This window comes from Tardiphaga sp. 768_D3_N2_1 (genome assembly GCF_052076105.1).
Lineage (GTDB): Bacteria > Pseudomonadota > Alphaproteobacteria > Rhizobiales > Xanthobacteraceae > Tardiphaga.
In genome coordinates this window covers 4,187,212-4,201,951 of the sequence record NZ_CP197245.1, presented here as the reverse complement: position 1 = coordinate 4,201,951, position 14,740 = coordinate 4,187,212, and the positions used below count along the sequence as shown (strand labels likewise).

General features: G+C 62.9%; 11 protein-coding genes. 5 read left to right on the top strand and 6 right to left on the bottom strand.

All coding sequences use genetic code 11. The features are described 5' to 3' along the window. Nucleotides 1-3: 3 nt before the first annotated feature. The 5 genes from AB8A27_RS19700 to AB8A27_RS19680 all read right to left on the bottom strand — a co-directional run bounded on the left by AB8A27_RS19700 (nucleotide 4) and on the right by AB8A27_RS19680 (nucleotide 6,290). On the bottom strand, nucleotides 4-906 hold the full coding sequence (locus tag AB8A27_RS19700; protein ID WP_441243372.1) for an ABC transporter permease: 903 nt from the start codon (nucleotides 904-906) through the stop codon (nucleotides 4-6). After that, nucleotides 903-1,883, bottom strand: a complete 981-nt coding sequence (locus AB8A27_RS19695; protein WP_441243371.1) for an ABC transporter permease — start codon at nucleotides 1,881-1,883, stop codon at nucleotides 903-905. Before AB8A27_RS19695 ends, AB8A27_RS19700 begins: the two co-directional genes overlap by 4 nt. A 126-nt stretch (nucleotides 1,884-2,009) precedes the next feature. Continuing rightward, complete coding sequence (locus AB8A27_RS19690; protein ID WP_441243370.1) at nucleotides 2,010-3,638, bottom strand: ABC transporter substrate-binding protein; 1,629 nt, start codon at nucleotides 3,636-3,638, stop codon at nucleotides 2,010-2,012. Nucleotides 3,639-3,654: 16 nt separating this feature from the next. Then, on the bottom strand, nucleotides 3,655-4,647 hold the full coding sequence (locus tag AB8A27_RS19685; RefSeq protein ID WP_441243369.1) for a CobW family GTP-binding protein: 993 nt from the start codon (nucleotides 4,645-4,647) through the stop codon (nucleotides 3,655-3,657). After that, nucleotides 4,644-6,290: an amidohydrolase gene (locus tag AB8A27_RS19680; RefSeq protein WP_441243368.1), complete on the bottom strand. Its 1,647-nt coding sequence runs from the start codon at nucleotides 6,288-6,290 to the stop codon at nucleotides 4,644-4,646. The genes AB8A27_RS19685 and AB8A27_RS19680 overlap by 4 nt, the downstream gene beginning before the upstream one ends. Before the next feature lie 166 nt (nucleotides 6,291-6,456). On the opposite strand from AB8A27_RS19680, the gene pdxR (AB8A27_RS19675) reads away from it, so the two are divergent. Beyond that, nucleotides 6,457-8,001 carry a MocR-like pyridoxine biosynthesis transcription factor PdxR gene (pdxR, locus tag AB8A27_RS19675; RefSeq protein WP_441243367.1) on the top strand — a complete coding sequence of 515 codons (1,545 nt, stop codon included), beginning with the start codon at nucleotides 6,457-6,459 and terminating at the stop codon, nucleotides 7,999-8,001. 6 nt (nucleotides 8,002-8,007) lie between these two features. On the opposite strand, the gene AB8A27_RS19670 is transcribed toward pdxR (AB8A27_RS19675), so the two are convergent. Beyond that, nucleotides 8,008-8,790, bottom strand: a complete 783-nt coding sequence (locus AB8A27_RS19670; RefSeq protein WP_441243366.1) for a sulfite exporter TauE/SafE family protein — start codon at nucleotides 8,788-8,790, stop codon at nucleotides 8,008-8,010. Nucleotides 8,791-9,004: 214 nt separating this feature from the next. Here AB8A27_RS19670 and AB8A27_RS19665 point away from each other — a divergent pair, with 214 nt between their 5' ends. The 4 genes from AB8A27_RS19665 (at nucleotide 9,005) to AB8A27_RS19650 (ending at nucleotide 14,668) form a co-directional block, all read left to right on the top strand. Then, nucleotides 9,005-9,406 (top strand): nuclear transport factor 2 family protein, encoded by a 402-nt coding sequence (locus tag AB8A27_RS19665; protein ID WP_441243365.1) that lies wholly within the window; start codon nucleotides 9,005-9,007, stop codon nucleotides 9,404-9,406. A gap of 11 nt (nucleotides 9,407-9,417) precedes the next feature. Beyond that, nucleotides 9,418-10,791: an NAD(P)/FAD-dependent oxidoreductase gene (locus AB8A27_RS19660; protein WP_441243364.1), complete on the top strand. Its 1,374-nt coding sequence runs from the start codon at nucleotides 9,418-9,420 to the stop codon at nucleotides 10,789-10,791. A gap of 418 nt (nucleotides 10,792-11,209) precedes the next feature. Next, complete coding sequence (gene pdxR, locus AB8A27_RS19655) at nucleotides 11,210-12,715, top strand: MocR-like pyridoxine biosynthesis transcription factor PdxR (RefSeq protein WP_441243363.1); 1,506 nt, start codon at nucleotides 11,210-11,212, stop codon at nucleotides 12,713-12,715. Between the two features lie 342 nt (nucleotides 12,716-13,057). Continuing rightward, complete coding sequence (locus AB8A27_RS19650) at nucleotides 13,058-14,668, top strand: ABC transporter substrate-binding protein (RefSeq protein ID WP_441243362.1); 1,611 nt, start codon at nucleotides 13,058-13,060, stop codon at nucleotides 14,666-14,668. Nucleotides 14,669-14,740 lie beyond the last annotated feature (72 nt).

Below are 14,740 nucleotides of genomic sequence, written 5' to 3'. Positions count from 1 at the left end.
CGTTCAGCCTCGCTTCCGCAGGCGTGGATTGATCGCATCATTGATGCCGTCGCCGATCAGGCTGATGGCGAGCACGGCGATGAAGATCGCAGCGCCGGGGAAGGTGACGGTCCACCAGGCGTCGAGCACATAATTGCGGTTCTGGCCGAGCATCAGCCCCCAGCTCATGGTGTTGGGATCTCCGAGGCCGAGGAAACTCAATCCACCCTCGAACAGGATGGCGACGCCGATGGCGAGGGTCGCCGAGACGATGATGGGCGGCAGCGCATTGGGCAGCACCACGCGCAGGATGAGGTGGCCGTTGCCGCCTCCGGCGGCGCGGGACGCCTTGACGAAATCGAGATTGCGTAGCCGCAGGAATTCGGCGCGGGTGAGCCGCGCCGCCGACGGCCAGCTCACCACGCCGATGGCGAGGGTGACGACCACCAGCGACTGGCCGAACAAAGTGACCAGCACCATGGCGAACAGCAGCGGCGGCAGAATCTGGAAGAATTCGGTGACCTTCACCAGCGCCGTATCAATCGGCCCGCCGAAGAAACCGGCCAGCGACCCCATGGTGACGCCGATGACGATTGTGATCAGCGCGGCGACGCCGCCCACTGCCAGCGTGGCGCGGCCGCCCTGCAGCAGGCCGGACAGGATATCGCGGCCGAGATAGTCGGTGCCGAGCCAGGCATCCGCATCCGGCGGCGTCAGCGGCGCGCCCGCGATATCCAGCGGATCGACACCGTAGAGATGCGGGCCGAACAAGGTCGCGAGGATGATGATCAGCAGCACGACGGCGCCGGCAACGCCGGCCGGGCTGCGGGCAAACTGGCGCAAGGCCGCGGCCATGGGCGAGGTCGCGGCGCGTGCCGGCAGCATCGTGGTGTCGGGTTTGACGGCGGTGGATTCGATCGTGGTCATCGGCCCCCCGAACGGATACGCGGATCGACCAGGCGATAGACCAGATCGGTGACGATGTTGGCGGCCATCACCAGCACTGCGGAAAAGAACAGTACGGCGAGCAAGGTGGGATAGTCGCGGCGCAGGATGGATTCGAAGACGAGGCGGCCCATACCGGGCCAGGAAAATACGGTCTCCACCAGCACGGCGCCGGCGAACAGGTGGCCGAATTGCAGGCCGGCCACGGTGACGATGGGGATCAGCGTGTTGCGCAGCGCGTGCTTGCCGATGACGATGATTTCCGGCAGGCCTTTCGCACGGGCGGTGCGGACATAATCGGCGGTCAGCGCATCGATCATGTTGACGCGGGCGAGGCGGCTGTATTGCGCGACATAGACGAGTGCGAGCGTCGTTGCCGGCAGTACGAGATGTTGCATGACATCGAGCACATAGGCCAGGCCCGCTTTCGGCCGCGCCACATCGGTCATGCCGGTGACCGGCAGGATCGGCCACACCGAGCCGAACAGCAGAAGCAGCATCAGCCCGGTCCAGAACACCGGCGCGGCATAGCCGGCGAGCGAGATCACCGTGACCCCCTGGCTGAACAGTCCGTTGGGCTTGCGCGCGCTGATGACGCCGAGCAGCGTGCCGATGACCACCGAGATCGCCAGCGCCGACAGGACGAGATAGAGCGTCGCCGGAATGCGCTGGCCGATCAGGCCGAGCACCGGCTCATTGAAATAATAGGAATAGCCGAAATCGCCGGTGGCGACCTTGCCGAGATACGTGAAGAGCTGCTCCAGCATGCTCTTGTCGAGGCCGTATTTCACCCGCAGCGCGGCGATCACCTCGGCCGAAGCGCCGCCCATCTCGCCGGCGATCACCAGAGCGGGATCGCCGGGCGCGGCATGGATCAGGAAGAAATTGAGGACCAGCACGGCAAGCAGCAAGCCGAAAGCATTGGCCAGCTGCCTGAGGAGATGGAGAACGAGATTCATGGTGCCGGTCTGTGTGTTGCGTCGACTACGATCAGGTCATTCCGCCGTCATTGCGAGGAGCGCTTGCGACGAAGCAATCCAGTCTTCGTTTGTGGCTTTCTGGATTGCTTCGCCCTGACGGAGAACTCACGTCTTCGGCTTCTCTTTCCAATAGATGTCGTCGAGCGGCGACATCACGCCCCAGATCGTCGTCGGCAGATTGTCGAGTCCCTTGGCGAATGCGTTGCGATAGGGCGCGCTGTTGATGAAATAGATCGGCACATCGTTGACGACGATCTTCTGGAACTCGGCATACAGCGCCTTGCGTTTCTCGGGCGACGGCTCCTGCGCGCCGGCGGCGAGCAGCTCGTCCACCTTCGGATTGCTGTATTGCTGGGTGTTCGACCAGATGATGCCCTTGCGGATGTTGCTCGAAAGGTAGGTGCGGTTGACGCCGATTACCGGGTCGCCCCAGTTGAAGACGTTATCCATGGTGAGGTCGAAGTCGTAATTCGCGATGCGCTGGGCCCAGGTCGGGAAGTCCGGCGCGGCGCGTACTTCCAGATTGATGCCGGCACGCTTGAGCTGGGAGCGCAGATATTCGGCGACATTGCGCTGCTGTTCCTCGTCACCGGGGATGAAATCGATGGTGAGGTTCATGCGCGAGCCGTCGGCAGCCTTGGGATAGCCGGCATCGTCCAGCAGCTTCGCCGACTTGGCGAGGTCGAGCTTGTACATTTCGACATCGGGCGCGAGCAGCGGCGAGCCCGGGGCGATCGGGCTGGTCGCCATCTTCGGCTTGCCGTTCATCAGCTTGGAAACGATAAACTCACGGTTGGCTGCATAGGCGATGGCCTGACGCACGCGGGCGTCATCCAGCGGCTTCTTCTTGGTGTTGAAGGCGAGCCAGTTGACTGGGCCGACGCCGGCAAAACCCTTGTCGGTGATCTGGACGTTTTGCATCTTCTCGATGCGGTCGATGTCGCGGGTATTCGAGATGAAGGGCAGGACATTGACGTCGCCGCGCTCCAGCGACACCACGGCGGCGTTGCTGTCAGAAACCAGCTTGACGACGATCTTGTCGAGCTTCGGCCTGCCGGGGATGAAGAACTTGTCGAATTTCTCCAGCGTGTAGAATTCGCCCTGCTTGTATTCGGTGAGGCGATAGGGGCCAGAGCCGACCGGCTTCAGGTTTGCCGGATGCGCCTTGACGTCCTGGCCATCGCCATAGACGTGTTTCGGAATGATCGGCATCAGCGCCGGCGACATCGCCAAGAGCAGCGCGGGATGCGGGTGCTTGAGGCGGATGATGGCAGTGAGCGGATCCGGCGTATCGACCTTGTCCACCGCGGCCAGCATGCTCTGGAACGGATGGTTGGCCTTGATGGTCATGATCGAGAAGGCGACGTCTTCGGAGGTTACCGGCTTGCCGTCATGGAATAGCGCGTTGTCGACGAGCTTCAGCGTGACGGACAGGCCGTCCGGCGAAACTTCCCAGGATTTTGCGAGATAGGGCTGCGGATTCCAGTTGTCGTCGTAGCGCAGCGGGCTGGCGAAAATCTGCGTCGACGGCATCGCGGTGGCGAGGCCGGACTGCACGGCGCCGTTGAAATGGCGCGGCACCTGCGTCGAGGCGATCACCAGCGTGCCGCCATCGGCGGCAAAGGCCGGCTTGACGCTCGGCACGATGGCAGTTGCCACGAGGACAAGGCCGAGCGCGGCAGACAGAAGAGAGGCTTTCAGCGATCGGGGTCGTCCAGACCAGGTCGGAGACATGGAAGGTGTCCTTCTCTCAGAGGGTGAATGCGGTTTGCCGGCGGTTGAGGTCCGCCGTTGTCACGGGTGTTGGCGAAATGAGCGCGGCGTCGAGAATGGCGTCGAGCGCGCTTGTGTCCTGCAGCGCATCGGTGCCGACGCCGACCAGCAGGATGTCGTGTTCTGCTGCCATGTTGTCTGGCATTGCCGTCAGCGCCCAGTCTTGCCCAACCATTTGCAGTAGTAACGGCATCGCTTCGTCGGCAATACGGCATGCGCCCTTGAGGCGCAGCAGTTGTGGTGGCAACGCCTTTAAAGCATCAGCGAGCGCATCGAGATCGAAAGCGCCGCTGCGGGAATAGGACCAGCGGCGGAAGTCGTGTTCGTGATCAGTGAGATCGGCGTCCGTCGCGGCAAACCGCGAGGCCGGCCTGAAGGCGCCGTCCGGCAGGCCGGGCAAAGTGTGTTCAGTGGTTTCGACGATCGCGGCGCCGGGGCGCAGGGCGCTCACCGTGCTTCGTGCGCCATCCACGGCGGCGCGGTCGAGCAGATCGACCTTGGTGAGCAGAACGAGACCCGCGCGCTCGAACTGGCCGCGTACGGTGTCGCCGACGCGGCTGTCGTCGAGCAGGTTGGCGATGCGCGATGCATCGGCGAGCACGATCACCGCATTGAGACGCAGGCTCGGCTCCACCAGTGCGATCTCGGCGATGCGCCAGGGATCGCCGACGCCGGAGGCCTCGATGATGATGTGATCGAATGTCGTCCCGTTATCGAGGATGCGGCCTAGCGTATCGAGGAAGCCGCTACCGATGCTGCAGCAGACGCAGCCATTGGCCAGCGTCATGGTCTCGCCGTCATGTGCCGCGATCAGCGCGGCGTCGATATTCACCGCACCGAAATCATTTACCAGCACGGCATAGCGACCGCTGTCGCTGCGCAGAAGGTGGTTCAGATAGGTCGTCTTGCCGGCGCCGAGAAATCCGCCGATCACCGTTACGGGTGTTTTTACCGACGACGAAACCATCATGCCTGCGGCGCCTCCCGCACATGGCCGCCGACAACCGTGCCCCAGATGTTGATGTCCTTGATCGTCTCCGGCGCAACCTCGAGCGGATCGGCGTCGAGCACGACGAAGTCGGCATATTTGCCGGTTTCGATACTGCCGACCACGTGATCGAGCTTCAGCGTATAGGCGGCATCGATGGTGATGGCGTTGAGTGCTTGCTGCACCGTCAGCGCTTCGGTCCCTTTGCCGAGCAAGCGGCCCGAGGATGTCACGCGATTGACCGCGCACCAGGCGGTGAACAGCGGGCTGAGCGGCGTCACCGGCGCGTCGGAGTGGATCGCTAAGGGGACGCCGATACGCAGCGCGGTGCCGGTGGCATCCAGGCGGTTGGCGCGCTCCGGGCCCATGGTCAGGTCGTAATGCGAGTCACCCCAATAATAGACGTGGTTGGCGAACAGGTTGACGCACATGCCGAGCGTCTTCATGCGCTTGAATTGCGCAGCATCCGCCATCTGGCAATGCTGCAGCGTGTGGCGATGATCGGGCCACGGCGTTGCGATCTGTGCGGCTTCGACGGCATCGAGCGCGACTTCGGTAGCCTCATCGCCATTGGTGTGGATGTGGAGCTGGATGCCGGCCTCGTGATAGGCGGCGACGATGCCCGGCAGTTCCTCCGGCGCGATGTACCAGAGACCGTTCGGAGCACCGTTGTGATAGCCAGGCCAGCGCAGCCGTGCAGTAAAGCCCTGGATAGAACCATCGACCACGAGCTTGACGATGCCGTAATGCAGTTTGTCGTTATTAGAGGCGCGCAGCGCCTTGATCTTGGCAACGCCCTGTTCCGGGCTGTGCGACACCGAGGCCATGGCCGGTACGAGGCGCACGGAGAAATCGTCGCGGCGGCTGGCGGCGCGATAGACCTCGACGGTCAGATCGGCGAGATCGTTATGCAGGTCGGTGACGGTGGTGACGCCCTGTACGCAGCAGGATGAGGCGTAACGGTTGACGTCGTCGGCGGTGAGATTGCCTGACAGCGGATTGGTGCCGAGCACGCGGAACACGCGAAAACGTGCGGCAATGCCCTGCACTTCGCCGGACGGCTCGCCGTCCGTGCCCATCACCACACCGGAAATGTTGGTGGTGCGATCGAGTTCGGCGCGCTGCAGCACGAGCGTGTTGACATTGCTGATGTGGAAGCTGGCGTGAACCACCATGATCGGCCGCGTGGTGGACACGCGGTCGAGATCCTGCCGGGTCAGCGAGACGCTGCCGATATGCAGGGGATCAAACCCCCAGGCGAACAGCGGCGCGCCGGGATCGGTCATCGCCTTCTCGGCTTCCTGCAACCGTTCGACGATAGCATCGATGGTCGGAACGCCTTTGACGACTTTGCCTTCAGGCGAGCGGCGATCGAAGGCGCCGACATAAGGCAGCGACCACATCATCCCTTCCATGATGTGGCTGTGGCCTTCAACGAAGCCGGGCAGCAGCACCTTGTCCTTGAAGCGGCCGTCGACCCTGCCACCGGCGAACGCGGCAATCTCGTCGAAGCTGCCAACGGCGACGATCCGGCCTTCGCGCACCGCAACATGCGTCGCGACGGGGCGCGACGGGTTCATGGTCACAATCTTGCGGGCAGAAAAAACAACCGTATCCTGACTCACTTGACCATCCTCAAATTCCGTCACGGAAGCGTGAGGCCAGTTACTGCTACGGGCCAGCGCCAGATCGGATGCACGAATGGGGCCAGTCATGCATGTAGGCAAGACCAGTTTGGCGCGGCTCTTGCTTCGCGTCGAGTTGGTTCTGAGAACAGGTTTGGAGTGAGGAATGGCAAATCCCGGCAGATCGACGAAGGCGACGCTGGCCGAAGGCCGGCCGGCATCGTCGGGGATCGGCGATGCGCTGTTCTGGGGCTCGCTGTTCCAGGGGCTGGACCGACGCGGGCCGTTCCTGCAATTGCAGATTCGCCAGCTCATCTGCACGGCTATCGAGGAAGGCCGGCTCGCGCTCGGCGTCCGGATGCCATCGAGCCGCGAACTGGCGACCCTGCTGGAGGTGTCCCGCAATACCGTCGTGATCGCCTATGAGCAGCTCGTCGATCAGAACTTTCTGGTCTCGCGCGAACGCAGCGGTTTCTATGTCGCCGGCCTCCCCAAGCATCTGGGCACCCAGCACGATCTGCGCTCGGCGCCTAATGTGGCAGGCGCCGAGCGCTGGGCCGAGCGTTTTGCGGTGCGCCCCTCGGCCAATCGCAACATCGTCAAGCCGCTCAATTGGCAGGACTATCCGTATCCCTTCATCTTCGGACAGTTCGATCCGAGCCTGTTTCCCACCAATGACTGGCGCGAAAGCGCCCGCGCCGCGCTCAGCGTGCCCGAGATCAACAACTGGGCGCGCGACCTGATCGACGCGGACGATCCGGCGCTTATCGAGCAGCTCCGGCTGCAGGTGCTGCCGCGGCGCGGCATTCGCGTACGGCCGGACGAGATCATGATGACCATGGGAGCGCAACATGCGCTCTATCTGATCGCTCGGCTGTTCACCAAGCCGGGCACGCGGGTCGGCATGGAAGATCCCGGCTATCCCGATGCCCGCAACATTTTCGGCATGCTCACCGACAATATGGTGCCGCTTGCGGTCGACGGCGACGGCATGGTTCCGGATACGAGTTTCGAGAGCTGCGATCTCGCTTATGTCACCGCCGGTCATCAGTGCCCGACCACCGTGGTCATGCCCGAGGCGCGCCGACTCGAACTGCTGCGCAAGGCGCAGGAGCGCGACATCGTGCTGATCGAGGACGACTACGAAAGCGAGCTGATCCAGGAAGGGCCAGCGTTGCCGCCGCTCATGAGCCTCGATCGCAATGACCACGTGCTTTATGTCGGCAGCCTGTCCAAGGCGCTCGCGCCCGGCCTGCGGCTCGGCTACGTGGCGGCGCCGGCGCCGGTGATCCGCGAATTGCGAGCGCTGCGGCGGCTGATGTTGCGGCATCCGCCGCTCAACAACCAGCGGGTGGCCGCGCTGTTCATCGGCCTCGGTCATTATCGCTCGCATCTGCAGCGTGTTTCGCGAGTGTTGCTGGAACGTGCACGCATTCTCGACCATTTGCTGCCGAAGCATCTTGGCAATTGCAGCTTCGTACGCGGCATCGGCAGCACAAGCTACTGGGTCATGTGTCCGTCCGGCGTCGATGCAACCGAGCTGGCCAGGGCAGCGCTGGCCGAGGGCGTGGTGATCGAGCCGGGCGATGTCTTTGCCATGACCAAGGGCAGTCGTGCCAACAGCTTCCGGCTCGGCTTCTCGTCCATCCGCAATGACCGCATCGAGCCCGGCATCGAACGTCTCGGTCGCATCATCGCCCGCATGGGTTGAGGCGGTTCACGTCAGTTCGCCGATGCCTCTCACGGCGCTGACGAGGGCGATGACGCCAAGGCTGGCGATCGACACCTGCCGGTGCATCGTGTCGCTGCCGCGGCGGAACGCCAGTTCGCCGAGCTTGGTGCCGAGCCACATCACCGGCAGGCCGAGCAGCGACAGCCCGATGGTGTGCAGATTCATCAGCCCGACGCCGACGAAACTCACCGTCGCGGTGATCGAGGTCATCAGGAAAAACACCATCAGCGAGGCGCGCGCAGCCCGGCGCGGCATCGGCAGCGACATGTAATAGGCGACCACCGGCGGGCCGGGCATGGCCGCGAGCCCGTTAAACAGGCCGGCGAAGAAGCCGGTGAACGATGTCAGCGGACGGAGCGGCGTCTCGGGTAGTGCGAAGCCGCGCTGCAGGGCGAATACCGCCAGCAGTGTGATCGCACTGATAGCCAGCCGCGCCGTCGGCGCAGAGATGGCGCTGAGGATCAGCGTACCCAGCGGCGAGCCGATCACCGCACCGAGCATCAGCCAGCGCAGCGAGGGCCAGTCGCAGGCCCGCGATGCCTTGGGGAAATCGAGCAGGCTGCCGGCGAATTGCAGTCCAATCGCCACCGGCACCGCTTCGGTGGGATTCATGAACAGGCTCAGCAACGGCACGGCGGCGAGCGCAAAGCCGAAGCCGGTATAGCCGCGCAGAACGGCAGCAATGAAGATCGAGGCGACGGACAGGAGGGCCAGCTTCGGCGTCAGCGCCGCGCCAAGATCGCGCATCGCGATCAGGAGTTCATGCATGTCCGTCCAGTCCCGTCATGCCGCCACCATGGCGGCATCTGCCGAGACGGGCAGGGCCAAAGTGCATCAATGCTTGGTCCAGATCGCTTGGCCGGCTCTGGCCGGTTGGTTCGGTGCAACTGGCCCTAATCGCACGGCATGGCGGCTGGCAACCTCAAAGCCATGGTCGGCCCGCCGTGCCGGCGCTTGCTTCAACGATCAAGAGAGCCTTGCAATGTCCGAGCCGTCCGCGCGTCACCAGCTTCTCGTCACGCTGTTCGAGGCGTTCAATCGCCACGATGCCGATGGTGTGATGGCGTGCATGACCGAGGACGTGGTGTTCGACACTGCGGTCGGTGCGGAGATATATGGCAACCGCATCACGGGAACGGCCGACGTGAAGGCGGCATTTGAGAAAGTGTGGGGCGGCATGCCCGATGTGAGCTGGACCTGCACGTCGCACAGCGTGTTCGGCGATCGCGGGCTCTCCGAATGGATTTTTCGCGGCACCGCCGCCAATGGCACGCGCATCGAGGCCGAGGGCTGCGACCTCTTCACCTTCAAGGACGACAGGATTTCGCGAAAGAGCGCCTTCCGCAAGGATCGCCCGCCGCTGCCGGCCAAGGCTGCGTCGTAAAGGAAGCCATCATGTCGATTGCGCCTTACGATCAGCATTACGATCCGCTCGTCTCGCCGGGCCCCGGCACCAATCGCGATTATGCGCCGACTTACTGGACCGCAACCGCTGGCAGGCCGCCCGAAGATGATGGCCCGATCACTGGCGACATCGATACCGATGTCGCGATCATCGGCTCGGGCTATACGGGACTGGCCTGCGCGATCTTCCTCGCTCGTGAATTCGGTATCAAGGCCGTGGTGCTGGAAGCCAACCGCGCTGCCTGGGGATGCAGCACGCGCAACGGTGGGCAGGGGCAGAATGCAGCGGGACGCTTGTCGCGCTCGCAATGGATCGAACGCTGGGGCCGCGACGTTGCGCTGCGGCTGCATGCCGAAGTGCAGGACGGCTTCGAGACCTTCGAGGACCTGATCAAGACCGGCAATATCGACTGCGAGCCGCAGCGCGGCGGCCATCTTTATCTCGCCCATCGCCAGCGCATGTTCGACAAGATTGCGGCTGAGTCGAAAGTGCAGAACGAGGTATTCGGCTACAAGACGCGCGTGCTGTCGGCGGATGAAGTGCGTCGCGATTATGTGAACGAGGCCGAATGTGTCGGTGCTGTACATGAGCCGCTGGGCACTGGCGTTCATCCTGCCAAGCTCGCTTTCGGCTATCTGCGCATAGCGCGCGAACTCGGCGTCAAAGTGCATCCCGGCAGCCCAGTGCTGGAGATCTCAACGCGTGGCGGCGTGCATCATCTGCGCACGCCGGGCGGCACCGTGCGTGCGCGTGCCGTCGGTATCGCCACCGGCGCCTATACGTCGCTTGGCCTGACGCCGTTCCTGCGTGGTCGCTGCATGCCGATCATGTCGAACTCCATTGTGACGCGTCCGCTCACCGAAGCCGAACTGGAGGCCATGGATTTCAAGACGACACAGGTGATCACCGATACGCGCACGCTGCGCTTCTATTATCGCCGTCTGCCGGACAATCGAGTGCAGATCGGCAGCCGCAGCGCTATTACCGGTGCCGATGCCGCCAATCAGCGCCATTTGCAGCTTCTGATCGATGGATTGCATCGCAAGTTCCCGGTGCTGAAGGGAATCCAGATCGATTACTCATGGTGGGGCTGGGTCGATGTCAGCCATGACATGATGCCGCGCATCTTCAGGCCCGATCCGTCGCAATCGCTGTTCTACGCACTCGGCTATGGCGGCAACGGAGTTTCCTACTCGGCGCAAGCCGGCCGCCGCATGGCCGAGATGATCGCGGGCAGGAACTTCAAGGGGCAGGATCTACCGATCTTCACGTCGCCGCTGCCGACGCATCCGTTCACGGCATTCCGACGTATAGGTCAGCGCATGCTGTATCGGCTTTATCAATCGCGCGACGAAGCAGCGTAAGCCTTTCTTGCGGTCGCCAGACGTTGATTACGGAGCCCATAGATCACGGGACACGCAGGAATAATCGATGTCTGCTTTTGGCGCAAAGCGGACATTCATTCGTAAAAGCGGGTCCCTTGCGGAGGGGCTGCCATTGGTGCGACCGTGGTTGCAGATCACTGACACGCTCGATACCTCCAGGCGCCGGATCTCTTCGAAGGATTTGAGGCGGAGGTCCGGATTTCGCGTATTTCGAGGGCCGGCATTGCGGTCGAGATTCTAACGCTGGAAGCGTCCTGACTCTGATCTCAAGCCGTGTGCATGGCGCCTGGCGAGTTCGGCCATTTGGGTTGTACGGTGCAATGTGGACGTCCAGCCTTCCGTGCTGCTACTTGTTCGGCCGCATTCATTTCGATCGTTTGTCCGGACCCCGTTTCACATGCAGAATTCCACTGGCCAGAGAAGACGGATGTCGCTGGCAGGCATACGGCTTGACCGGGCTTCGTCAGTGGCATTGCCCCAGCAAATTGCAGCGCAGATGCGCGATGGGATTCTACAAGGGACGCTGCCGGCGGGCACCCAGTTTCTCGGTTCGCGGGAGATCGCGCGCGAACTCGGCTGCTCGCGCATGGTGGTGCTGAGCGCCTGGGACATCCTCTACGCCGAAGGCTATCTGGAATCGACACCGCGCGGCGGTGTCTCGGTTGCCGTAGTCAGCCGTACTGCCGTAGCGCCGGCGAGCGAGCCTGCGGATGCCTCGCGTATCGCCGGTCCCATCTCCCGGCGCTGGCAGTCGCTGATCGGCTTCACCTACGAGACCAATTGGGCGTCCGATTTCAGTCCCGGTGCGCCCGATATCTCGGCCTTTCCGTTCGGCGACTGGGCCCGGTTGCTGCGTCAGACATCGCAGCGACCCGACAAGGAGGAATGCCTCGATTTGCCCCCCGCCGGGCTTCCCGAGCTGCGGCGCGAGATTGCGGATTTCCTCGGCGCAGTCCGCGGTCTGGTCTGCACGCCCGAGCAGATCGTCGTGACCTCGGGCACTTCCAGCGCTCTCGACTTGTGCAGCCGCATGATCCTCGATCATGGCGACGAAGTCTGGGTGGAGGAACCGGGCTTCGTCGAGGCGCAGTGGTCGCTGACGGCGGCGGGCGCGAAACTGGTGCCGATACCGGTGGACGACAAAGGGCTGTGCGTCACCGAGGGCATTCGCCGCGCGCCGAATGCGAAGCTGATCGTGGTGACACCGTCGCATCAATATCCGCTCGGCGTCAGCATGAGGCTGGAGCGGAGGCTGGAATTACTCGACTGGGCCAATCGCAACGATGTCTGGATCGTCGAGGACGACTACAATTCCGAGTTCCGACATCAGGACAGCATGATCGCGTCGCTGAGATCTCTCGACCGGGAACAACGCGTGATCTATCTCGGTACCTTTTCCAAGATCATGATGCCGAGCTTGCGCCTGGGCTACATCGTCGCGCCGGAGCGCTTCGTCGAGATATTCACCAAGGGCCGCGCGCGCATCGATGTGCACAGCTCCGGCATCGGCCAGCGCGCGCTCGCCGAATTCATGCGCGAGGGCCATCTGCTGCGTCATCTCCGCCGCATGCGAAAAGTCTATGCGGAGCGGCAGAAGGCCCTGATGGATGCGATCCGTCAGCATCTGCCGGATGATCTCACCGTCGCTCCCTGTGCAACCGGTCTGCATCTCGTCGCGCTGTTCACCGAGCGCCTGAAGGCGCGGATGAGCGACGTGGAGGCGGCGCGGCTGTTGAAGCAAGGGGGGCTTCATGTGCAGCCGCTATCGCAGAATCATCTGGAGACGCCGATATATGCCGGCCTGGTATTGGGCTATGGCCGCCTCAAACCCACCGATGCGCCGCGCCTGATCGCGAAAATGGCGCAAATTCTCGGCGTGGAGCCATCTGCAGCAAAAAAATAATCCGAGCCGCCAGATGCGTTCCCGGAAATCGCCGCGCGCCTGCGAATTGCTCAATCTTCGGCGGGGGGCGCCGTTGCTGCCGCATCGTTGCGATCTCGTCGACCCGTCGATGGCGCGATAACTGCCGCACATGCAGCATCTGAATGGATCGGCGCGCCCTTGGGATCGTTGCTGCATTCGCGTGCAGCATCTGCACTGTAACAAAGCACCTTGGGGTCTCGCTCGTACGTTACCTTGCGTCCGGCAATCTGGCCTAGTCGTTTCCAGCAAGTCTGGCTCTATCCGGATGCGCGCGATGCGCCAAGATTTTGCAGAACGAGGTTCGACAGGGGACGGTGGCAGATGATGGCTGATCGCAGGCGTTTGTTGAGATTGACGGGCGGCGTGCTGCTGATGGCGCTCATGCCGGCGGCAGTACAGGCGCAGACGCGGGCCGAGACCCTGCGCCAGGTGACCGGCAACAATATCCCCACGCTGGACCCGACCACCCCGGGCGCGACGCGCGAGGCCTTCGGCGTCTCGACCAGCATCTATGATCGCCTTGTGGCCTTCGATCGCAAGCGCGATGAAAACGGCGTCTGGGTGTTCGACCGCAGCAAGATCCGTGGCGAACTGGCCGAGAGCTATGAGGTCAGCCCGGACGGGTTGAAGATCACCTTTAAGCTCCGCGATGCCAAGTGGCACGATGGCACGCCCGTCACCGCAGAAGACGTGAAATGGTCGCTCGATCGTGCGGTCACTGCCAAGTCCATTGCGGCAGGGCAAATGGGCACGGGATCGCTGACCAAGGCCGAGCAGTTCGCGATTGTCGATGATCGCACGATCACTGTCACTCTGCCGAAGGCGGATCGTCTGGCTCTGGCCAATCTCGCCACGCCGCTGGCGCCGATCTTCAACAGCAAGCTCGCCAAACAGCACGCGACTGTCGAAGATCCCTGGGCGCAGGAATGGCTGAAGACCAATACCGCTGGCTCGGGCGCCTATACGGTCGAGATGTTCAAGCCGGGTGAGCAGTTGATCCTGAAGCGCAATGACAGCTGGAAGAGCGGTCGTGAGGGCAAGCTGCCCTACTTCAAGCGCGTCATAGAGCAGACTATCGGTGATCCTGCCACCCGCGCGAACCTGATCGAGAAGGGCGATGCCGACATCGCCATCGACCTGCAGGCCAGCGACGTGCCATCGCTGCAGCAACGCAGCAAGGTCAAGGTGGAATCGACGCCGCAGACCAACGGCTTCACGATGATCGCCTTCAACACGCAGATGGCGCCGTTCGACAATCTCAAGGTCCGTCAGGCCATCGCCATGGCGCTGCCCTATAACGACATGTTCAGCGCGGCGATCTTCAAGCGCGGTTTCCCGCTGTTTGGTGCATCGTGGACGTCGCCGCCATCCGGCGATTTCCCGCAGCCGATGCCGGCGAAGACCGATATAGCCAAGGCCAAGCAACTTCTGACTGAAGCCGGTTTCGAGAAGGGCTTCAAGACCACTTTCAGCATCAATGTCGGCTCCGCCGCCGTCACCGAACCGATGGCGGCGCTGCTGAAGGAGGCGCTGGCGAAGCTCAACATTGAAGTCGACGTGCAGAAGCTGCCGGACTCGCAGATGTCGACGCAGATCACCGAGAAGAAGCTGCCGTTCTTCACCGAAGGCTCCACCGCCTGGTTGCCGACCGCCGATTACTTCTTCCGTAATTTCTTTACCGGTAACCAGCGCTGGAATTACAGCTCCTGGAATGACGAGCTGGTGGTGAAACTGGCCAATCAAGCCCGGTTCGAGCAGGATCAGGCCAAGTATGACGAGATGGGCAAGGAGATGATCGCGGAATACGTCAAGGAAGTTCCGCTGGTGCTCTTGTGGCAAGCCAACCAGGATGCCGTGATGATCCCGCAGCTTGATGGCTACACCTACTGGTTCCATCGCCAGGTCGATTTCCGCGATCTCGCCCGCAAGTAAGCGAAGACGAACGACCCGGCGATGGTGCTGCTGCCCAATTGCCGGCCCTGAACGAAAGCGAGACCAAGGCGC

What these genes read in the sequence shown, in the direction of transcription:
- AB8A27_RS19700 (WP_441243372.1), bottom strand. Translation starts at nt 906, where the DNA reads ATGACCACGATCGAATCCACCGCCGTCAAACCCGACACCACGATGCTG.
- AB8A27_RS19695 (WP_441243371.1), bottom strand. Translation starts at nt 1,883, where the DNA reads ATGAATCTCGTTCTCCATCTCCTCAGGCAGCTGGCCAATGCTTTCGGC.
- AB8A27_RS19690 (WP_441243370.1), bottom strand. Translation starts at nt 3,638, where the DNA reads ATGTCTCCGACCTGGTCTGGACGACCCCGATCGCTGAAAGCCTCTCTT.
- AB8A27_RS19685 (WP_441243369.1), bottom strand. Translation starts at nt 4,647, where the DNA reads ATGATGGTTTCGTCGTCGGTAAAAACACCCGTAACGGTGATCGGCGGA.
- pdxR (WP_441243367.1), top strand. Translation starts at nt 6,457, where the DNA reads ATGGCAAATCCCGGCAGATCGACGAAGGCGACGCTGGCCGAAGGCCGG.
- AB8A27_RS19670 (WP_441243366.1), bottom strand. Translation starts at nt 8,790, where the DNA reads ATGCATGAACTCCTGATCGCGATGCGCGATCTTGGCGCGGCGCTGACG.
- AB8A27_RS19665 (WP_441243365.1), top strand. Translation starts at nt 9,005, where the DNA reads ATGTCCGAGCCGTCCGCGCGTCACCAGCTTCTCGTCACGCTGTTCGAG.
- AB8A27_RS19660 (WP_441243364.1), top strand. Translation starts at nt 9,418, where the DNA reads ATGTCGATTGCGCCTTACGATCAGCATTACGATCCGCTCGTCTCGCCG.
- pdxR (WP_441243363.1), top strand. Translation starts at nt 11,210, where the DNA reads ATGCAGAATTCCACTGGCCAGAGAAGACGGATGTCGCTGGCAGGCATA.
- AB8A27_RS19650 (WP_441243362.1), top strand. Translation starts at nt 13,058, where the DNA reads ATGATGGCTGATCGCAGGCGTTTGTTGAGATTGACGGGCGGCGTGCTG.